Source organism: Mesorhizobium sp. M7A.F.Ca.CA.001.04.2.1, from assembly GCF_003998485.1.
GTDB lineage: Bacteria > Pseudomonadota > Alphaproteobacteria > Rhizobiales > Rhizobiaceae > Mesorhizobium > Mesorhizobium ciceri.
The window spans coordinates 1-19310 of sequence record NZ_RZQT01000023.1 but is presented as its reverse complement, the minus strand read 5'-3'; the positions used below and the strand labels follow the sequence as shown (position 1 = coordinate 19310).

19 protein-coding genes and 1 pseudogene are annotated in these 19310 nt (G+C 63.4%); 10 read left to right on the top strand and 10 right to left on the bottom strand.

Annotation, left to right across the window (positions count from 1 at the left end):
* Position 1: 1 nt before the first annotated feature.
* The 4 genes from sucC to EN955_RS09905 all read right to left on the bottom strand — a co-directional run bounded on the left by sucC (position 2) and on the right by EN955_RS09905 (position 4484).
* On the bottom strand, positions 2 to 1195 hold the full coding sequence (gene sucC, locus EN955_RS09920; protein WP_024504973.1) for an ADP-forming succinate--CoA ligase subunit beta: 1194 nt from the start codon (positions 1193 to 1195) through the stop codon (positions 2 to 4).
* Positions 1196 to 1238: 43 nt separating this feature from the next.
* Positions 1239 to 2207, bottom strand: coding sequence for a malate dehydrogenase (gene mdh / locus EN955_RS09915; RefSeq protein WP_013528846.1), 969 nt, complete (start codon positions 2205 to 2207; stop codon positions 1239 to 1241).
* A gap of 371 nt (positions 2208 to 2578) precedes the next feature.
* Positions 2579 to 3778, bottom strand: a complete 1200-nt coding sequence (zapE, locus tag EN955_RS09910; protein ID WP_024504972.1) for a cell division protein ZapE — start codon at positions 3776 to 3778, stop codon at positions 2579 to 2581.
* Positions 3779 to 3944: 166 nt separating this feature from the next.
* Positions 3945 to 4484: a protease inhibitor Inh/omp19 family protein gene (locus EN955_RS09905; protein WP_013528844.1), complete on the bottom strand. Its 540-nt coding sequence runs from the start codon at positions 4482 to 4484 to the stop codon at positions 3945 to 3947.
* 507 nt (positions 4485 to 4991) lie between these two features.
* Between EN955_RS09905 and EN955_RS09900 the strand changes: the two are divergent.
* From EN955_RS09900 to EN955_RS09865, 8 genes and pseudogenes are all read left to right on the top strand, one after another.
* Positions 4992 to 5784, top strand: a pseudogene (locus EN955_RS09900) (MBL fold metallo-hydrolase).
* Positions 5785 to 5866: 82 nt separating this feature from the next.
* Complete coding sequence (locus EN955_RS09895; protein ID WP_013528842.1) at positions 5867 to 6028, top strand: DUF1328 family protein; 162 nt, start codon at positions 5867 to 5869, stop codon at positions 6026 to 6028.
* Between the two features lie 96 nt (positions 6029 to 6124).
* Positions 6125 to 7009, top strand: a complete 885-nt coding sequence (gene dapF, locus EN955_RS09890; protein WP_024504971.1) for a diaminopimelate epimerase — start codon at positions 6125 to 6127, stop codon at positions 7007 to 7009.
* The gene (mtaB, locus tag EN955_RS09885; protein ID WP_024504970.1) at positions 7009 to 8322 is read left to right on the top strand and encodes a tRNA (N(6)-L-threonylcarbamoyladenosine(37)-C(2))-methylthiotransferase MtaB; all 1314 of its coding nucleotides are present in this window, start codon (positions 7009 to 7011) and stop codon (positions 8320 to 8322) included. Before dapF ends, mtaB begins: the two co-directional genes overlap by 1 nt.
* 12 nt (positions 8323 to 8334) lie before the next feature.
* A complete protein-coding gene (ftsY, locus tag EN955_RS09880; protein ID WP_024504969.1) occupies positions 8335 to 10140 on the top strand; it encodes a signal recognition particle-docking protein FtsY in 1806 nt (601 codons plus the stop codon).
* A 61-nt stretch (positions 10141 to 10201) separates the two neighbouring features.
* On the top strand, positions 10202 to 10876 hold the full coding sequence (locus EN955_RS09875) for a septation protein A (protein WP_013528838.1): 675 nt from the start codon (positions 10202 to 10204) through the stop codon (positions 10874 to 10876).
* A 25-nt stretch (positions 10877 to 10901) separates the two neighbouring features.
* Entirely contained in the window at positions 10902 to 11522 is a 621-nt protein-coding gene (locus tag EN955_RS09870; protein WP_024504968.1) for a pyridoxamine 5'-phosphate oxidase family protein, read from the top strand.
* A 40-nt stretch (positions 11523 to 11562) separates the two neighbouring features.
* Positions 11563 to 12093, top strand: coding sequence for an NADPH-dependent FMN reductase (locus tag EN955_RS09865; RefSeq protein WP_024504967.1), 531 nt, complete (start codon positions 11563 to 11565; stop codon positions 12091 to 12093).
* A gap of 208 nt (positions 12094 to 12301) precedes the next feature.
* Here EN955_RS09865 and EN955_RS09860 read toward each other — a convergent pair whose 3' ends face one another.
* Positions 12302 to 12508 carry a 4-oxalocrotonate tautomerase family protein gene (locus EN955_RS09860; protein ID WP_013528835.1) on the bottom strand — a complete coding sequence of 69 codons (207 nt, stop codon included), beginning with the start codon at positions 12506 to 12508 and terminating at the stop codon, positions 12302 to 12304.
* Between the two features lie 76 nt (positions 12509 to 12584).
* Positions 12585 to 13505, bottom strand: coding sequence for an SMP-30/gluconolactonase/LRE family protein (locus EN955_RS09855; protein ID WP_013528834.1), 921 nt, complete (start codon positions 13503 to 13505; stop codon positions 12585 to 12587).
* A gap of 258 nt (positions 13506 to 13763) precedes the next feature.
* Here EN955_RS09855 and EN955_RS09850 point away from each other — a divergent pair, with 258 nt between their 5' ends.
* Positions 13764 to 13931 (top strand): hypothetical protein, encoded by a 168-nt coding sequence (locus EN955_RS09850; protein ID WP_013528833.1) that lies wholly within the window; start codon positions 13764 to 13766, stop codon positions 13929 to 13931.
* 158 nt (positions 13932 to 14089) lie between these two features.
* Here EN955_RS09850 and EN955_RS09845 read toward each other — a convergent pair whose 3' ends face one another.
* The 4 genes from EN955_RS09845 to ccmA form a co-directional block, all read right to left on the bottom strand.
* Entirely contained in the window at positions 14090 to 14665 is a 576-nt protein-coding gene (locus EN955_RS09845; protein ID WP_024504966.1) for a DsbE family thiol:disulfide interchange protein, read from the bottom strand.
* Entirely contained in the window at positions 14662 to 14829 is a 168-nt protein-coding gene (gene ccmD / locus EN955_RS09840; RefSeq protein WP_013528831.1) for a heme exporter protein CcmD, read from the bottom strand. The genes EN955_RS09845 and ccmD overlap by 4 nt, the downstream gene beginning before the upstream one ends.
* Positions 14830 to 14952: 123 nt before the next feature.
* Complete coding sequence (ccmB, locus tag EN955_RS09835) at positions 14953 to 15618, bottom strand: heme exporter protein CcmB (protein ID WP_024504965.1); 666 nt, start codon at positions 15616 to 15618, stop codon at positions 14953 to 14955.
* 28 nt (positions 15619 to 15646) lie between these two features.
* Positions 15647 to 16270, bottom strand: coding sequence for a heme ABC exporter ATP-binding protein CcmA (gene ccmA / locus EN955_RS09830; protein ID WP_024504964.1), 624 nt, complete (start codon positions 16268 to 16270; stop codon positions 15647 to 15649).
* Positions 16271 to 16550: 280 nt separating this feature from the next.
* On the opposite strand from ccmA, the gene acnA reads away from it, so the two are divergent.
* On the top strand, positions 16551 to 19241 hold the full coding sequence (gene acnA, locus EN955_RS09825) for an aconitate hydratase AcnA (RefSeq protein ID WP_024504963.1): 2691 nt from the start codon (positions 16551 to 16553) through the stop codon (positions 19239 to 19241).
* Positions 19242 to 19310: the final 69 nt, after the last annotated feature.

The following is a 19310-nucleotide window of genomic DNA, read 5'->3' as shown; positions in this document are numbered from 1 at the left end:
ATCAGCCCTTCACCGCCGCCACGATCTTCTTGGCTGCGTCGTCGAGGTCATCGGCCGACACCACGTTGAGGCCGCTGTCGTTGATGATCTTCTTGCCGAGCTCGGCATTGGTGCCTTCCAGGCGCACCACCAGCGGCACTTCCAAGCCGACTTCCTTGACCGCGGCAATGACGCCCTCGGCAATGATGTCGCACTTCATGATGCCGCCGAAGATGTTGATCAGGATGCCCTTGACCGCCGGATCCCGGGTGATGATCTTGAACGCCGCCGTGACTTTTTCCTTGGATGCGCCGCCACCGACATCGAGGAAGTTGGCCGGTTCGGCGCCATAGAGCTTGATGATGTCCATCGTCGCCATGGCAAGCCCGGCGCCGTTGACCATGCAGCCGATATTGCCGTCGAGCGCGACATAGGCGAGGTCGTATTTCGACGCCTCGATTTCCTTCTCGTCCTCTTCGGTGGTGTCGCGCAGCTCGAGCACGTCGGGGTGACGGAACAGCGCGTTGTTGTCGAACGACACCTTCGCGTCGAGCACACGCAGCCGGCCGTTCTTCATGACGATCAGCGGATTGACCTCGAGCAGGCTCATATCCTTCTCGACGAAGGCCTTGTAGAGGATCGGGAACAGCGTATCGCCGTCCTTGGCCGCATCGCCGTCGAGCTTGAGCGCGCCGTTGAGCGCCTTCAGGTCGGCTGATGTGACGCCCTTTTCCGGATCGATGGCGACGGTGATGATCTTTTCGGGCGTGTCATGGGCGACTGCCTCAATGTCCATGCCGCCCTCGGTCGAGACGACGAAGGCAATGCGGCCGACCGAACGGTCGACCAGGATCGACAGATAGAGCTCGCGTTCGATGTCGGCGCCGTCTTCGATATAGAGGCGGTTGACCTGCTTGCCGGCCGGGCCGGTCTGCTTGGTCACCAGAGTGTTGCCCAGCATCTCGTTGGCGTTGGCGACGACATCGGCCACCGATTTCGCCAGCCGCACGCCGCCCTTGGCGTCCGGGCCGAGCTCGGTGAATTTGCCCTTGCCGCGGCCGCCGGCATGGATCTGGCTCTTCACCACATAGAGCGGGCCCGGCAGCGCCTTGGCGGCGGCTTCCGCTTCGCTCGCCTTGAACACCGGCACGCCTTCGGCCACCGGCGCGCCGAAGCTCTTCAGCAGTGCCTTGCCCTGATACTCATGGATGTTCATCTGGATGGTCTCCGGATCGACTGGGGGTTCACTTACTGGAGATTCATTTGGAGGCGAGTTGCGGCGCGATCTTGACGCAGGCCTCGGTCAGGCCCTGCACCGTCGCCACGGAGGAGTCGAACATCTTCTGCTCGCTCTTGTTGAGCTCGATCTCGATGATGCGCTCGACGCCGCCGGCGCCGATCACCACGGGAACGCCGACATAGGTATTCTTGACGCCATACTGGCCGGAGAGATACGCCGCACAGGGCAGCACGCGCTTCTTGTCCTTGAGATAGGCTTCGGCCATCGAGATCGCCGAAGCGGCCGGCGCGTAATAGGCCGAGCCGGTCTTGAGCAGGCCGACGATCTCGGCGCCGCCGTCGCGGGTGCGCTGCACGATCTGGTCGAGCTTCTCCTTCGAGGTCCAGCCCATCTTGATGAGGTCGGGCAGCGGAATGCCCGATACCGTCGAGTAGCGGATCATCGGCACCATGGAATCGCCGTGGCCGCCGAGCACGAAGGCGGTGACGTCCTCGACCGAGACCTTGAATTCCTCGGCCAGGAAATAGCGGAAGCGCGCGCTGTCGAGCACGCCGGCCATGCCGACGACGTGGCTGTTGGGCAGGCCTGAGAACTTCTGCAGCGCCCACACCATGGCGTCGAGCGGGTTTGTGATGCAGATGACGAAAGCCTTCGGCGCATACTTCTTCAGCCCGGCGCCGACCTGCTCCATGACCTTGAGGTTGATGCCCAGAAGGTCGTCGCGGCTCATGCCGGGCTTGCGCGGCACGCCGGCGGTGACGATACAGACGTCGGCGCCTTCGATGCCGGCATAGTCGTTGATGCCGGTGAGCCTGGAGTCGAAGCCATCGACAGGCGACGACTGCGCGATATCGAGCCCCTTGCCCTGCGGGATACCTTCGGCAATATCGAACAGCACCACGTCGCCGAGGTCCTTGAGGCCGATCATGTGAGCGAGCGTGCCGCCGATCATGCCAGAGCCGATAAGCGCTATCTTGTTGCGTGCCATGTGAGGATGTTTTCCCTTTGTCGGTGACGACGTCTCAAATCTCTGTGACTTGATGGCGGCGTCGAAGAAGAGGCCGGAATGCTGCGGGGAACCGCGAATTTTCGCCGCACCCAATAGCCCCGGCACGGAAAAAATTCAAACGATTATTTTGGCGTCAGTATTTTCAATCGGTTAGATCATTTGGGATTTACGTAAACGTCAAAGTTTGTAAGCCGACTTGGGAGGAAATAACCGACGAAGATGGAAATCGTAAGGCTGAATGCGGGTAATGACGCCCTTGTGATGCGGGTGGCCGAGGAGGTTCGAGTTGTAGACGTTGGCATGACAGAGGGGGGGGGCAAAGGATCGCTACCGACGCATTCCCTGGAAATTCAGGCCTGCGCCTGCTGTGCCTCTGGCGCCGGCTTCCCTTTCTGCCGCTCCGCCCAATCCTCCAGCCAGTCGCGGCTTTGCATCTCGATCAGCCGCGATGCGGTGCGCTCGAACTCGAAGACCTCCACGCCGCGCTTGGCGGCATAAAGCGCTTGCGGCGGCGCTTCGGCGCTCACCACCAGCCGCACATGATGGTCGTAGAGCGTGTCGATCAGAAGGATGAAGCGTTTGGCCTCGTTGCGCTTGCCTTCGCCGAGCACCGGGACGTGGTCGATGAAAATGGTTGAGAAGCGCCCGGCGATCGCCAGGAAATCGCGCGCGCCAAGCGGCTTTTCGCAGAGATCGGCGAAGGAGAACCGCGCCGCATCGCCTGCCGCACGCGGCACGATCACCTGCCGCCCTTTGAGGGCAATCGATGTCTCGGCGGTCGGCGCGTTGCGCGTCATGGCTTGCCAGGCCTCGTCGAGTAGCTGGTCCGCCGCCGCATCGGCCGGCGTGACATAGACCGGTGTCCGGGCGAGCTTTTCCAGCCGGTAGTCCTTGTCGGCATCGAGCGCCAGCACCTGTGTGTGCCGCTCCAGTATGCCGATGAAGGGCAGGAAAAGCTGACGGTTCAGCCCGTCGCTGTAGAGGTTTTCCGGCGCCACATTCGAGGTGGCGACCAGCACCACACCGCTGGCAAACAGCGCCGAAAACAACCTGGACAGGATCATCGCGTCGGCGATGTCGGTGACCGAGAACTCGTCGAAGCACAGCACCCAGGCTTGCTCGGCAAGGGCCTTGGCCACCGGCGGGATCGGGTCGTCCTCCTTGACGTCGCCATTCTTGCGCGCCTGCCGGTGCTTCTGGATACGGTCCTGCACGTCCGCCATGAAGTCGTTGAAGTGGACGCGGCGCTTGCGCCGCACCGGCAGCAACTCGAAGAACATGTCCATCAGCATGGTCTTGCCGCGACCGACGCCGCCATGGATGTAAAGGCCTTTGACGGCCTCATGCGTCTCGCGCTTGCGGGCGAACAGCCAGCCCAGCGCGCTCGACTTATGCGCCAGCCGCTTGGCCGAGATCTCATCGGTCAGCCGGTCGAGCGCCGCAACGATCCGTTCCTGCGCCGGATCGCGGTCGATCGTACCGGTTTCCACCAGATGGTCGTAGCGCTGCCTGACGGTCGCATGGGTCTGGAGGCCGTCACGCAGATGCATCGGTCACGTCATTTGTTTATGCATGTCGCTGTCCCGAAACCGGGGTCACTTCTGCGCGACACGCATTCGGAGGACTAAAGCGGTCGTGTCTGAACGGATTCAGACGACCCGCTTTAGATCTTTGTTTTCCCAAAACCGCGGCCACTTTTGGGCGACATGCATTAGCCTACCTTGTAAGCGAAATCGGCTGGCCGTTGGAAGTCTGGCCGTCGAATTTCGAGCCGCCCGAGGAATAGAGCCGCGCCAGCGCACCGCCACTCTCGTCATAGAGCGTCAGCTGCTTGCCGGCGACGTTCCACGACTTGACGCCGTCCATCGGCGCCGGGCAATGCAGCGGCCCAGCGCGGAAGCCGGCGCCGAATTTGGTCTGCGGTGTCGCCACCTTGCAGCTCTGGCCCGCAACGCTGGCGTTCCAGACACCGGCGACGCTGGCGGCAGTCACGTCCGAAGCGCCGGCCGGCGCCGAACCATCCGAAGGCAGCGCGGCGACCTGCGTGTTCGCAGGAGCGGTCGGGAATTGAGACGGGTCGGTGGTGCCGGGCGATGCCGGCGGCGGCAGTTGGTTCGCCGTCACCTTGCCGGCGGGCGCGGCCTCCAGCGGTGCCGGCTGCTGGTCATCCATCGAGGAGAAACGCGAGGTCGAACAGCCGCTCGCAACGAGCGCCGCCAGCGATACGGCCACCAGACCGGTTTTCGAAAAAGTCATTCCAACCTCCGTCGGATCCGGCTGGGGGGAAGCCGTCCGCACAATCTCACCCCCACCAAGATGGAGAAGGTGGCGAAATTTCAACCCGATATGGTTAAAATACAGTTTGCAGCAAGAATTGTTGCAAATTTATCGCAATCGCGGCGGCTGACCGCTTGTCGCGCGTCGACTGGGGATCCGGTCAAAGCAGTGCAGCGCCGACATTCGACGGTTGGACGCTTGCGCGAGCCGCCTTAGCGCCTATGTCTGGAAAACGAAACACCTGCCGGAGCCGCAAAATTGGCCGCGAGAAAGACAGCCGCCAATCGCTATTATAGCGGCCCGCCCAGCGACCATTTCGACGGCGCATTGTTCTTCAATCCCGACGGCCAGCCACCCGGCCGTTTCGCCGACCTGCTGAAATGGCAGTTGAATGGCCAGCGCTCGAAATGGCCGGCGAGCGATGCAAGCCCCTTTCCGCAGGCAAAGCCGGCGACAAGGGTCGAGGGCGCCGCGCTGGAAGTGACGATGGTTGGCCATTCCACCTTGCTGGTCCAGACGGCCGGTCTGAACATCCTTACCGATCCGGTATGGTCGTTGCGCGCCTCGCCGCTTTCCTTCGCCGGACCAAAACGCATCAATGCGCCAGGCATCGCCTTTGCCGACCTGCCGCCGATCGACCTCGTGCTGGTCAGCCACAACCACTACGACCATCTCGACCTCGCCACGTTGAAGCGGCTGAAGGCCGGCCACGACCCGCTGGTGCTCACTCCGCTCGGCAACGACGCCATCATCGAAAGCCGCCGTGCCCGGCATGCGACTGTCGGCGCATGACTGGGGCGACAGCGTCGAGATCGGCAATGGCGCCGCCGTCCATGTCGAGCCGGTGCATCACTGGTCGGCGCGTGGCGCCCGAGACCGGCGCATGGCGCTCTGGGCCGGCTTTGTCGTCGAAACGCCTGACGGCAAGCTCTATTTCGCCGGCGACACCGGCTTCCACGATGGCATCAACTACCGGCGGATGGCCGAGAAACATGGCGGTTTCCGCTTCGCCATTCTGCCGATCGGCGCTTATGAGCCGCGCTGGTTCATGGCGCCGCAGCACCAGAACCCCTGGGAAGCGGTGCAAGGCATGACGCTGTGCAACGCCGCCCATGCCGCCGGCTGTCACTGGGGCACCTTCCAGCTCACCGACGAGCCGATCGACGAGCCGGCGCGCAAATTGACCGAGGCGCTTGACGATCGAGGCATCCCACGCGAGCGCTTTCGCGCCTTGCGGCCGGGCGAGGTCTGGGATGTGCCGGAGCACATAGCGCCCTGATCCGCATCGGTTCGACGGAACCCCAGCGCTGCAACCGCGTTTTCATGTGGTTGAAATATTTGCCGGTTTGCGAGGCATTGTCATGCTCAAATGGATTATCATTCTCCTGATCGTCGCCGCGGCGGCGAGCTTGCTCGGCATGCCGGCACTGGCAGGTGCCGCGGCCACGGGTGCGCGCATCCTTATCGGCATCGTTCTGATCATCTTCCTGCTGGTGGTGCTGGGCATTTTCGCCGTCACGTAAGTCCGGCGCTTTCGCCGAGACCAAGCGGCTGCGCACTGGTAATTCCTGCCCGTTTCCGCCATATAGCGCCAAACGGACACGGAATTTTTCGGAGCAATGGCCAGCACTGCCCCTTTCGCCAAGATGAACGGCATCGGCAACGAGATCATCGTTGCCGATATGCGTGGCCGTGCCGATCGGGTGACGGCGGCGGCGGCGATTGCGCTGAACGCCGATGCCGCGACCAGCTTCGACCAGATCATGGCGATCCATGACGCCAGGACGCCTGGCACCGCCTTTTTCATCGACATCCTGAATTCCGATGGAACCGGTGCGCAGGCCTGCGGCAATGGCATGCGCTGCGTCGTCCAGGCGCTCGCCGCCGAGACCGGCCAGAAGATCTTCACCTTCGAGACCGTGGCGGGCATCCTCAATGCGCGCGAACACGCCGACGGTTCGATCTCGGTCGACATGGGCACGCCGCGCTTCGGCTGGCAGGATATCCCGCTGGCCGAGGAATTCCGCGACACCCGCATGATCGAGCTGCAGATCGGCCCGATCGACGCCCCCGTGCTGCATTCACCCTCGGTCGTTTCGATGGGCAACCCGCACGCGATCTTCTGGGTCGACAACGACGTCTGGTCCTACGAGCTCGACCGCTTCGGTCCGCTGCTCGAGAACCACCCGATGTTCCCCGAGCGCGCCAACATAACCATCGCTCAGGTTACTTCGCCCGAAACCATGATCATCCGCACCTGGGAACGCGGCGCCGGCCTGACCAAGGCCTGCGGCTCGGCCTCCTGCGCCGCCGTCGTGGCCGCGGCTCGCACCAATCGGACCGGCCGCAGCGTCAGTCTGTTGACGCCAGGCGGCGGCACGCTGCATGTCGAATGGCGCGACGATGACCACGTGGTCCTGACGGGCGCCGCCGAATGGGAATTTTCCGGCAACTTCGACCCGTCGATCGGGACATGGGCCCGCGACACTGAAAGCGCGGCCTGATGTCCGCTCTGCCCAAGAGCCCGATGTCCCCGGGGATCGATGTCGTCACCTTCGGCTGCCGGCTCAACACCTATGAATCGCAGGTGATGCGGCGCGAGGCTGAAAGTGCGGGCCTCGGCGCGTTGGAAGGTGGCGCCGTGATCTTCAACACCTGCGCCGTGACAGGCGAAGCAGTGCGCCAGGCCAAGCAGGCGATCCGCAAGGCGCGCCGCGACAACCCGCGAGCCCGCATCATCGTCACCGGCTGCGCCGCGCAGACCGAGCCTGAAAAATTCGCCGCCATGGACGAGGTCGATCTCGTGCTTGGCAATGAAGAGAAGCTGAACGCGAATTCCTACCGCGCGCTGCCGGATTTCGGCGTCAACGACACCGAGAAGGCGCGCGTCAACGATATCTTTTCGGTGCGTGAGACCGCAGGCCACCTGGTCGACGCCATCGAGGGCCGCGCACGCGCCTTCGTCCAGGTGCAGAACGGCTGCGACCACCGCTGCACCTTCTGCATCATTCCCTACGGCCGCGGCAATTCGCGCTCGGTGCCGATGGGCGCCGTGGTCGAGCAGGTCAAGCGGCTCGCCGGCAACGGCTATGCCGAGATCGTTCTGACCGGCGTCGACATGACTTCATTCGGCGCCGACCTGCCGGGCGCGCCGAAGCTCGGCAAACTGGTGAAGACCATCCTGAAACAGGTGCCCGATGTTAAGCGCCTGCGGCTGTCGTCGATCGATTCGATCGAGGCCGACGACGATTTGCTCGACGCCATCGCCACCGAGCCCCGGTTGATGCCGCATCTGCATCTGTCGCTGCAGTCGGGCGACGACATGATCCTGAAGCGCATGAAGCGAAGGCATCTGCGCGATCAGTCGATCCGCTTCTGCGAGGATGTGCGCAAACTGCGCCCCGGTATCGTCTTTGGCGCCGACATCATCGCCGGCTTCCCGACCGAGACCGACGAAATGTTCGAGAACTCGGAGAAAATTGTCGAGGAGTGTGGCCTGACCCATCTCCACGTCTTCCCCTTCAGCCCACGCGAAGGCACGCCTGCCGCGCGCATGCCGCAGCTCCGCCGCGAGGTGGTCAAGCAGCGCGCCGCCCGGCTGCGCGCCGCCGGTGAAGTTGCCTATGTCAGGCATCTGTCGTTGCTCACCGGTACGCGTCAGTCGATCCTGATCGAGCGAGACGGCCTTGGCCGCACCGAGGGTTTTACGCTTGCCGCACTCGGCACGGGCGCACCGGGTGAGATCGTCGAGGCCGATATATCGGGCCACGATGGTACCAGGCTGATCGCGGCGCCGCTTGCCGCCCGCGCCGCCTGAGAAACGCAAAGCATGGCTGGTTTTTTCAAGAAGATATTTTCGTTCGGCAAGAAAGAGGTGGTCGAGGAACGGATCGACGAGACCGCCCCGCTACCGCCGATCAAATGGGAAGCACTCGATGCGCTGAAGCCGGCGGCCGAACAGGTCGTCCCGGAGTTCTTGAAGCGCGACGAGCCGCGACCCGAGGCAGAAACGACGCCGACGGTCGAGCCGGAGGTAATTCCTGCGCCGGAACCGGCGCCTGTCGAGGAACCGGTGCCCGCGCCGGAGCCGACCATCCCGCCAGCACCGGAGCCGACTGTTCCCTCCGAGCCGGAACCTCTGCCGGAGCCCGCGCCGAAAGAAGAACCGGCGCCCGCGCCAGAGACTCCAGAGCCGCCGGCGCCCGAGGAAGTTCCGCTCACCCCTGCGACTCCCGAACCCACGCCCGAACGGCAGCCGCAAGAAGTCCCAGCGCCGGCGCCGGCCGAACCGGAGATCGTCCCGTCACGCCCGGAAAAGCGGCCGGAGCCGGCACCAGTCGAAGTGCCGACGCCGGCCGAGGTTCCGGCAGAAACACCAGCGCCGATCGAGGTGCCCACACCGGCGCCGTCCCCTCTTCAGCCGTCTTCAGAGGCCGGCGCCGCTCCTCATCCGCCTGCCGGCACCTTCTCCCCGTATAGCGACGGGGAGAAGGAAGAAGTTTCAGCGCCGACGCCCGAAGCACCCGCCGCCGAAATCGCACCTCCCATTCGCCAGCCTGCGCCGATCGAATCGCAGCCGGTCATTGCGGAAATTGCGCCCGAGCCGCAGCCTCTTCCACCACCCGCGCCGGAGCCGAAAGCCGCCCCCGGCAAGGTGACCGTCACCAAGAAGGTCGAGCAGAAGGCCGAGCCGCAAAAGGCGCCGGAGCCGGCACCGAGGCGCTCTTGGTTCCAGCGCATGAAGGACGGGCTTGCCCGCTCGTCCAAGGAACTGACCGGCAACATTGCCGGCGTCTTCACCAAGCGCAAGCTGGACGAAGAGACTTTGCAGGACCTGGAGGATGTGCTGATCCGCGCCGATCTCGGCATGGAGACCGCCTTGCGCGTTACCGACGCGCTGGCCGCCAGCCGCTACGGCAAGGACGTTTCCGACACCGAGGTCCGCGCCATCATGGCGGCCGAGGTGGAAAAAGTGCTGACCCATGTCGCCATGCCGCTGGAGCTCGACCTCTCGCACAAGCCGCATGTCATCCTGGTGGTTGGCGTCAACGGCACCGGCAAGACCACCACCATCGGCAAGCTCGCCGCCAAGCTGACCGATGGCGGCCTGTCGGTCATGCTCGCCGCCGGCGACACGTTCCGCGCGGCAGCCATCGAGCAGCTGAAAATCTGGGGCGAGCGGACGAAATCGCCGGTCATCGCCTCCAAGCTCGGCGCCGATGCCGCGGGCCTTGCCTATGATGCATTCGAGCGGGCGAAAGAGGCCGGCTCCGACGTGCTGATCATCGACACCGCCGGCCGTCTGCAGAACAAGACCGAACTGATGGCCGAGCTCGAAAAGATCGTTCGCGTGCTCGGCAAGCTCGATCCGGAAGCGCCGCACACCGTGCTGCAGACGGTCGACGCCACCACCGGCCAGAACGCGCTCAACCAGGTCGAGATCTTCCGCAATATCGCCGGCGTCAACGGCCTGGTGATGACCAAGCTGGACGGCACGGCGCGCGGCGGTATTCTGGTGGCGATCGCGGCAAAGCACAAATTGCCGGTCTATTTCATCGGCGTCGGCGAACAGGTCGACGACCTCGAACCTTTCTCGGCAAGCGAATTCGCCAGGGCGATCGCTGGAGTAGCTTAACAAGCATGTCCCAAAAATGTGCAGACTTTTTGGATCAGATCATGCGCAAGAAAGAGATTCCATGAACCCACCCATTCTCGAACGCGATCCGTCGGACCCGCAGAAGCAGAAGAAGGAAGGCGTCAATCCGCTGCTCAAGCTGGTGCTGGAGTTGGGTCCGTTGATGGTGTTCTTCTTCGCCAATGCGCGCAGCGGATGGCTGGTGCAGAAATTCCCTGTTCTGGCCGAGTTCGGCGGGCCGATCTTCGTCGCCACCGGCCTGTTCATGGCCGCCACGGCAATCGCGCTGATCGCCTCGTGGCTGCTCACCCGCACCTTGCCGATCATGCCGATGGTGTCGGGCGTCGTCGTCTTCATTTTCGGCGCGCTGACGCTCTATCTGCAGGACGACATCTTCATCAAGATGAAGCCGACCATCGTCAACACGCTGTTCGGCGGGGTGCTGCTCGGCGGCCTGTATTTCGGCAAGTCGCTGCTTGGCTATGTCTTCGATTCAGCCTTCAGCCTCGACGCTGAAGGCTGGCGCAAGCTGACCTTCCGCTGGGGCCTGTTCTTCCTGTTCCTGGCCATCGTCAATGAGGTGGTGTGGCGCAATTTTTCCACCGACGCCTGGGTTACTTTCAAGGTCTGGGGCATCATGCCGATCACGCTTCTGTTCACCTTCAGCCAGATGCCGCTGATCCTGCGCCATTCGCTGGACGACAAGACCGGCAAAGAAGAGAAGGCCGGGAAATAGAGCCTGCAGATAAGGGGAAAGGACCATGGAATTCGTCACCACGCGCGACCAGTTGAGGACGATCTACAAGACGCCACGGCCGACCGACGGTTCTATCCGCAAGGAGCTGAAAAAACTTGACGGCCATTGCCGCTCCTTCATCGGCAAGAGCCCATTCGTGCTGATTGGCTCGTCCGACGGTGCCGGCAATGCCGACGTGACGCCGAAGGGCGACAAACCGGGCTTTGCCACCGTTCTGGACGACACCACCATCGCCATTCCCGACCGGCCCGGCAACAACCGGCTCGACACGCTGGAAAACATCCTCGTCAATCCCTCGGTCGGGCTGCTCTTCCTCATCCCCGGCATGAACGAGACGCTGCGCGTCAACGGCGATGCCCGCATCACCGTCGACGCAAATTTGCGCGAACGGCTCGCCGTCGACGGCAGGGAGCCGCAAAGCGTTGTCGTGGTCAGCGTCAAGGCGGCCTACATGCACTGCGCAAAAGCCTTCATGCGCTCGGATTTGTGGAAGCCGGAAACCTGGTACGACCGCGCGACGCTGCCGACGCTCGGCCAGATCATGCGCGATCAGCTGGCGGTTGCCGATTCCGCCGAGGCGACCGACCGCTGGCTCGACGAGGAATACAAGAAGACGATGTGGTAGTTTTTGCGGACGCGATTCGCGTCTGGACCGATTCCATACCTTGCTGAACATCCTTGCCATTTCCGGCAGCCTGCGCGCGGCCTCCACAAATTCGGCGCTGATCGCCGCACTGGCGCGCGAAGCGCCGTCCGGCTGCCGCGTCACCGTCCATGACGGGCTTGGCCGTTTGCCGATCTTCAATCCCGACGATGAAGGCGAGCGGACGCCGCTCGAAGCCTCCAAGCTGATCGATGCCGTCAGTCGAGCCGACGGCCTGATCGTCTCCTGTCCGGAATATGCCCATGGCGTGCCGGGCGGGCTGAAGAACGCGCTCGACTGGCTGGTCTCGCGCGATGCCGCCGTCGCCAAGCCCGCCATGCTGGTACACGCCTCGCCGCGCTCGCTGTTCGCCCGCGCCGCATTGGCCGAGATCATGCGCACCATGTCGTTCGCGCTTTACGACGATGTGCTGGAGATCGCCCTGCTCGGCAGGAAGCCGCCGGAGGTGGCGGGCATCCTGGCGGCGCCGGCGAACCGGCAGGCGATGCATGATGCACTGAATGCCTTCGCGGAGTTTATCCGCTCGCGTTGAGCGGCGGCCTCTCTTCCTTCTCCCCTTGTGGGTCTAAAGGACGGGGCGAGACCCGTTGCTCGCCCCAGGGTGGTGGCCTCGCGAAGCGAGGTCGGATGAGGGATGTTCCAGCTTGGCACCGACGGCAATCCGTCACCCACCCCTCAACCGTCTCGGCGCTGCGCGCCGATCCACCTCCCACAACAAGGGGAGAAGGAAAGATCGCGCACTACCCCTTTCGCAGCGTCTCCACATCGGTCTTCCCCACGTACCAATCGCGGGCGTTGACCTCTTCAAAAACCACCCAGACATCGTCGTTGCTCAGCCCGGTGGCGTCCATGATGGCCGCGGTGACCTTCTTGGCGATATCCGCCTTTTTGCCCGCCGGATCGGCGGCGATCACTTCCTTGACGATGCGGATGTTGACGAATGGCATTTCTTGTCCTCCCGGGGATGTTCGTGCTCACGACCCGCTTCGATGAAACCGTCGAACGGCCGCCAGTGTTCAAGCCTCAGTATGTCTTGGCGCCGTTGACCATCAGCCGCACCATGTAGAGCGACGTGGTGCCGGCGATGTAAAGGCAATTCAGCTTGTTGCCGCCGAACACGCAATTGGCGGTGACTTCCGGCACCTTGACCTTGCCGATCAGCGTGCCGTCCGGATCGTAGCAATGGATGCCGTCGGCGGCACTGGTCCAGATGCGGCCGTCCTCGTCGAGCCTGAAGCCGTCGAACAGGCCGGCGGTGCAGTCGGCGAAGACTTTTTCGCCGGAGACTTTCTTGCCGCCCTTGCCGACATTGAACACCCGCATATGCGCCGGATTCTGCGCGCCATGCGTGCGGCCGGTATCGACGACATAAAGCTTGCTCTCGTCCAGCGAGAAGGCGAGGCCGTTAGGCCTGACCATGTCGGTGATGACGGCTTCGACCTCGCCGGTGCCGGGATCGACCCGGTAGACGTGGCAGGCGCCGATTTCGCTCTCAGCCCTGTCGCCCTCATAATCCGTATCGATGCCGTAGCTTGGATCGGTGAACCAGATGGAACCGTCGGATTTCACCACCGCGTCGTTGGGCGAATTCAGCCGCTTGCCTTTCCATTTGGCCGCGATCGTGGTGACCGAGCCGTCGAACTCGGTGCGGCTGACGCGGCGGCCCGAATGCTCGCAGGTGATCAGCCGGCCCTGCCGGTCGACGGTGTTGCCGTTCGAGTTGCCGGACGGCTGCCGGAAGACGCTGACATTGCCGTCGGTTTCGTCATAACGCAGCATGCGATTGTTGGGGATGTCGGACCAGACGACATAGCGGCCGGCGGCGAACCAGGCCGGCCCCTCCGCCCATTGGCATCCGGTGAACAGCTTCTCCACCTGCGCGTTGCCGTTGAACAGGCGCGCGAAGCGCGGATCGAGAATTTCATAATAGTCTGCGGCCGCCATGCTTTCCTCCCGGCATCAATGACAGGGATCAAGCCAGCCGGAGGGACAGAAGGCAATGTGGGTACGCACAGTGTCCCACAAAAGATCGCTTGCCGGCTCTGCGCATGACGTTAGCGCCGCATTAACCGGCTATGCGTCCAGCGCAATGGTGCATTGCAACATCTTCTTTTTGCAATGCACCATTACTATGTCATGCTTCGTATCGATCAAGGGAGGAAGAAACCGCCGCCGAAATGCGGCGCCAAAAGGAACCTTGCTATGATCCTCGACAGTCTCATGACCCGCGCTCGCAACAGCATTGCCAAGCGCAAGCACTACAACCGCCTTGTCGCCGAAATCGACAGCTTTTCCAGCCGCGATCTGGCCGACATGCGCGCCGACCGCTCGGAAATGCTCTACCAGATCCACAAGCAGATCTACGGCTGATCTCAAGCCCGATAAGACGCGCCGCCAAGGTGCGTTGAGATTCAGGTCAGGCCGAGTCGAAAACGGTGGTTTCCGAGAACCGGAGCGGAGCGTACTTTTGGTACGCGAGCACCGGAAGCGCAGGAAGCCGCTGTTTGCAGGCCGGCATCACCTGAATATCAATGCGCCGCCAGTGCCTTGTCGATCTGCGGCAACAGCAACGCCTGCACCGTCTCGGGCGTCAGCGGGCCGACATGTTTGTAGGCGATCTTGCCGTCCTTGCCGATGACGAAGGTTTCCGGCACGCCGTAGACGCCCCAGTCGATCGCCGCGCGGCCCGCTTCGTCGACCCCTATCGCCTGGAACGGATTGCCGAGATCGCCGAGGAACCGGCGTGCGTTTTCGGGCCGGTCCTTGTAGTTCAGCGCTGCCATGGTGAAACGCTTATCCTGCGACAACGCCAGAAGCACCGGGTGCTCTTCGCGGCATGGCGCGCACCACGACGCGAAGACGTTGACCAATGTGACCTTGCCGGCGAAGGTTTTCGAATCGAGCCCCGGCAGGTTTGAGCCCTCCAGCGCCCGCAGGCTGGTTTGCGGCGCAGGCAGGCCGATCAAGGCCGACGGCACTTCCGAAGCATCGCGCCCCGACAGCAGTTGCGACAGGAACAGTCCGGCCAGGCCGAGGAAGATCAGCAGCGGCAGAAGCACGAACAGGCGACGACTGGGCGGCGGCGTTTCCGTTTCGGTGCTCATGGCTTGGCGACCTTGTCGGAGCGACGCCTCACGCCGGACGCCTCCAGTTCGGCAAGCTCACGCTTGCGCGCCCGCTGGTCGAGCAGGATCCAGCCGATCAATCCGGCGAGCACCACGGCAGTGATGCCATAGGCGGCGGTCACGTAGAGTGCATGCGCACTCATGCGGCAGGTCCCGCTGAAGTGCGGCCTTCCAAGCCGATCATGTCGCCCAGTCTAGACATGCTTTTCCTTAGCCTCGCTCCGTCGGCTTCGCAATCGGTCGCCGAGCCACAGTCATACGCTGCGTCAATCCGTGCCATGGCGCAGCGCCAGCGCCGCCGAGACCGGACCCAGCACGCCAAGAAACAGGGTCAGCGCGGCAAGAATGAGGAAGGGCTGCAGAAACGGGTCGGGATTGGCGGTCGCCCCATAGCTTGCCGAAACGCCGAAGATCAGCACCGGGATGGTCAGTGGCAGCACCAGCACCGAGATCAGCAGCCCGCCACGCGGCAGCGCCACCGCCACCGCCGCACCGGCGGCGCCGATGAACGTGATGGCCGGCGTGCCGACCAGCAGCGTCAGCGCCGTGGCGCCGATGCCGAGCGGCTCCATGTTCATGAACAGGCCGAGCAAGGGAGCCGCAATGACCAGCGGCAGCACGCTGCCCGCCCAATGCGCCAGGCATTTCACCAGCACCGTCAAGGCCAGCATGTGGCGATCGTTGCCGAGCACCAGGAGATCGAGCGAACCGTCCTCGCGATCGGCCTGGAACAACCGGTCGAGCCCGAGCAGGCAGGACAACAGCGCGCCGATCCACAGGATGGCCGGTCCGATGCGGGCCAGCAGCTTCAGGTCCGGCCCGACCCCGAACGGGATGGTGACGATGACGGCGAGGAAGAAGATGACCCCGGTCAGCGCTCCGCCGCCGGCACGGATGTTGAGGCGGATGTCGCGCAGGAAGAGCGCTAGCATGGTTTGAGATGCTTTCGCCCAGACACCATCAACCGGCTTCCCCCATCCTCAACTCCATCCCCTCGACCCCGAGCGGCAGATGCGTCGCCGCGACAATCATCCCGCCATCCGCGCAATGTCTCGTCATCAACCCCGCGAACCGGCCCTCCGAAGCCTTGTCCAACCCAGCCGTCGGCTCATCCAGCAGCCACAATGGCCGGTGGCTGACCAGCAGTTTCGCGATCGCCGCGCGGCGCCGCTGCCCGGTCGATAGATAGCCGAACGGCAGGTGGCCGATGCCGCCGAGCCCGACCGTTTCCAGCGCCTCTTCGACGCCGAGCTGTCCGTCGCCATTGAAGTCTCGCCAAAAGCGCAAATTCTCCGCCACGCTGAGCGCCGGCTTCATTGCGTTCTGGTGGCCGAGATAGTGACAGGCCGAGGCAACAGACGGAAACGCTTCGCCCCCGTCTTCAACCTTCATGACGCCCTCAATCCTCACGCTGCCTTCCGCCGCCGGCAGCAGCCCGGCGATGATCCGCAGCAAGGTCGACTTGCCCGATCCGTTCGGCCCGGTGACGATAAGCGCCTGACACTCCTCCAAGGCAAAGCCGATGCCGGAAAACACCGCGTCGCCGCCTCGCTCGCCGCCCAGATTTTCGGCGATCAGCCGCATTCCTCGCCTGCCCTGAAACCATGTGTCGCGGCCGCTGCCGCATCGCACAAAATTGCTTTCCAACTGTCTAGAACTATTCCAGAAAATTCTCTATATGCGGTGCATCCGTGCCAGCGGTCGGCACGGGAACAGAATTAGCGCCGAACCAGCGCACGCGCCGCCTTGAACGGCTCGGGTTGCTTGGGAACGGACAGCGGAAATGGCCGTACCCGCACCTTTGCGCGTGATTGCATGCCATCGGCGTCCGTTCCCTTTCAGGCTGAACAGACAAGGATCGCACGTGTCAAAATCCCTCGACAGTTTCAATTGCCGCCGCACGCTGACCGCAGGCGGCGCTGAATATGCCTATTTCGATCTCATCGAGGCCGAAAAGAACGGCCTTACCGGCATCTCGCAACTGCCCTATTCGATGAAGGTGCTGCTGGAAAACCTGCTGCGCAACGAAGACGGCCGCTCCGTCACCAAGGACTCGATCCAGGCGGTGGCCGGCTGGCTGACCGATAAGGGCACCGCCGGCGTCGAGATCGCCTATCGCCCGGCCCGCGTGCTGATGCAGGATTTCACCGGCGTTCCGGCCGTGGTCGATCTTGCCGCAATGCGCGACGCCATGGCTTCGCTCGGCGGCGATCCGCAGAAGATCAACCCGCTGGTGCCGGTCGACCTCGTCATCGACCATTCCGTCATCGTCGACGAATTCGGCACGCCGATGGCCTTCGCCCGCAATGTCGAGCTGGAATATGAACGCAACGAAGAGCGCTACAAATTCCTGAAATGGGGCCAGCAGGCGTTCCGCAACTTCCGCGTCGTGCCGCCCGGCACCGGCATCTGCCATCAGGTCAACCTCGAATATCTCGGCCAGGTGGTGTGGACCAACACCGAGGACGGCGAAACCACAGCCTATCCCGACACCTGCGTCGGCACCGATTCGCACACCACCATGATCAACGGCCTGGGCGTGCTCGGCTGGGGCGTCGGCGGCATCGAGGCCGAGGCGGCCATGCTCGGCCAGCCGGTCTCCATGCTGCTGCCGGAAGTCATCGGCTTCCGCCTCACCGGCAAGCTGAAAGAGGGCGTCACCGCCACCGACCTCGTGCTCACCGTCACCCAGATGCTGCGCAAGAAGGGGGTCGTCGGCAAGTTCGTCGAGTTCTTCGGCCCGGGCCTCTCCAACATGACGCTGGCCGACCGCGCCACCATCGGCAACATGGCCCCCGAATATGGCGCCACCTGCGGCTTCTTCCCGGTCGACTCGGAAACCATCCGCTATCTCACAATGTCCGGCCGCAGCGAGGACCGCATCGCGCTGGTCGAGGCCTATGCCAAGGCGCAGGGCCTGTGGCGTGAAACCGGCTCGGCCGACCCTGTCTTCACTGATCTGCTCGAGCTCGAACTTGGCTCCGTCGTGCCGTCGATGGCCGGCCCCAAGCGGCCGGAAGGCCGCGTCGCCCTGGAAGGCATTCCGGAAGGCTTCGCCAAGGCGATGGAGACCGAATACAAGAAGGCGGCCGAAATCTCCAAGCGCTACGCCGTCGAAGGCACCGACCATGATCTCGGTCACGGCGATGTCGTCATTGCCGCCATCACCTCCTGCACCAACACCTCGAACCCGAGCGTGCTGATCGGCGCCGGTCTTTTGGCCCGCAATGCCAACCGGCTCGGTTTGAAGCAGAAGCCGTGGGTGAAGACCTCGCTGGCTCCCGGCAGCCAGGTGGTCGCCGAATATCTGGAGAAATCCGGCCTGCAGAAGGAGCTCGACCAGATCGGCTTCAACCTGGTCGGCTTCGGCTGCACCACCTGTATCGGCAATTCCGGCCCGCTGCCGGCGCCGATCTCCAAAACCATCAACGACAAGGGCCTGATCGCCGCCGCGGTCCTGTCCGGCAATCGCAACTTCGAAGGCCGTGTCTCGCCTGACGTGCAGGCCAACTATCTGGCCTCGCCGCCGCTGGTCGTCGCGCACGCGCTGGCCGGAACTGTCACCAAGGACCTCACGACAGAGCCGCTCGGCGAGGACAAGAACGGCGAGCCGGTCTACCTCAAGGACATCTGGCCAAGCTCGGCCGAGATCCAGGAGTTCATCGAGAAGAACGTCACCCGCGAGCTGTTCGCCCGCAAATATGCCGACGTCTTCAAGGGCGACGAGTACTGGCAGAACGTCAAGGCGCCGGAAGGCCAGACCTATGCCTGGGACGACAACTCGACCTATGTGCAGAACCCGCCCTATTTCGCCGGCATGACATCAGGTTTCGGCAAGATCGGCGACATCAAGGGCGCCCGCGTGCTCGGCCTGTTCGGCGACAAGATCACCACCGATCACATCTCGCCGGCGGGTTCGATCAAGGCGGCCTCACCGGCCGGCAAATACCTCACCGACCACGGCGTCGGCGTCGCCGACTTCAACCAGTACGGCACACGGCGCGGCAATCACGAGGTGATGATGCGCGGCACCTTCGCCAACATCCGCATCCGCAACCATATGCTGGGCGAGAACGGCCGCGAGGGCGGCTACACCATCCACTACCCGTCGAAGGAAGAGGAATCGATCTACGACGCGGCGATGGAGTACAAAAGGGAAGGCGTGCCGCTGGTCGTCTTCGCCGGCGTCGAATACGGCAACGGCTCGTCGCGCGACTGGGCGGCCAAGGGAACCAATCTGCTCGGTGTCCGCGCGGTCATCGCCCAGTCTTTCGAGCGCATCCATCGCTCGAACCTGGTCGGCATGGGCGTCATCCCCTTCGTCTTCGAGGAAGGCACCTCATGGGCATCGCTCAACCTCAAGGGAGACGAGCTGGTCGAGATCGACGGGCTGAGCACCATCAAGCCGCGCCAGACGATGATCGCCAAAATCACCTATGGCGACGGCACGGTGAAGAACGTGCCGATCATCTGCCGCATCGATACGCTGGATGAGCTCGACTACTTCAAGAACGGCGGCATCCTGCAATACGTGCTGCGCGATCTGGCAGCTTAGTAAGGGAGTAAGGGAGTAGGGGAGTAGGGAAGGGAATACCTATTCCCCTATTCCCCTATTCCCCTATTC

Bases quoted from the DNA above. Each gene is read 5' to 3' on its own strand.
- sucC (WP_024504973.1), bottom strand. From the start codon at position 1,195: ATGAACATCCATGAGTATCAGGGCAAGGCACTGCTGAAGAGCTTCGGC.
- mdh (WP_013528846.1), bottom strand. From the start codon at position 2,207: ATGGCACGCAACAAGATAGCGCTTATCGGCTCTGGCATGATCGGCGGC.
- zapE (WP_024504972.1), bottom strand. From the start codon at position 3,778: ATGCATCTGCGTGACGGCCTCCAGACCCATGCGACCGTCAGGCAGCGC.
- EN955_RS09905 (WP_013528844.1), bottom strand. From the start codon at position 4,484: ATGACTTTTTCGAAAACCGGTCTGGTGGCCGTATCGCTGGCGGCGCTC.
- EN955_RS09895 (WP_013528842.1), top strand. From the start codon at position 5,867: ATGCTCAAATGGATTATCATTCTCCTGATCGTCGCCGCGGCGGCGAGC.
- dapF (WP_024504971.1), top strand. From the start codon at position 6,125: ATGGCCAGCACTGCCCCTTTCGCCAAGATGAACGGCATCGGCAACGAG.
- mtaB (WP_024504970.1), top strand. From the start codon at position 7,009: ATGTCCGCTCTGCCCAAGAGCCCGATGTCCCCGGGGATCGATGTCGTC.
- ftsY (WP_024504969.1), top strand. From the start codon at position 8,335: ATGGCTGGTTTTTTCAAGAAGATATTTTCGTTCGGCAAGAAAGAGGTG.
- EN955_RS09875 (WP_013528838.1), top strand. From the start codon at position 10,202: ATGAACCCACCCATTCTCGAACGCGATCCGTCGGACCCGCAGAAGCAG.
- EN955_RS09870 (WP_024504968.1), top strand. From the start codon at position 10,902: ATGGAATTCGTCACCACGCGCGACCAGTTGAGGACGATCTACAAGACG.
- EN955_RS09860 (WP_013528835.1), bottom strand. From the start codon at position 12,508: ATGCCATTCGTCAACATCCGCATCGTCAAGGAAGTGATCGCCGCCGAT.
- EN955_RS09855 (WP_013528834.1), bottom strand. From the start codon at position 13,505: ATGGCGGCCGCAGACTATTATGAAATTCTCGATCCGCGCTTCGCGCGC.
- EN955_RS09850 (WP_013528833.1), top strand. From the start codon at position 13,764: ATGATCCTCGACAGTCTCATGACCCGCGCTCGCAACAGCATTGCCAAG.
- EN955_RS09845 (WP_024504966.1), bottom strand. From the start codon at position 14,665: ATGAGCACCGAAACGGAAACGCCGCCGCCCAGTCGTCGCCTGTTCGTG.
- ccmD (WP_013528831.1), bottom strand. From the start codon at position 14,829: ATGAGTGCGCATGCACTCTACGTGACCGCCGCCTATGGCATCACTGCC.
- ccmB (WP_024504965.1), bottom strand. From the start codon at position 15,618: ATGCTAGCGCTCTTCCTGCGCGACATCCGCCTCAACATCCGTGCCGGC.
- ccmA (WP_024504964.1), bottom strand. From the start codon at position 16,270: ATGCGGCTGATCGCCGAAAATCTGGGCGGCGAGCGAGGCGGCGACGCG.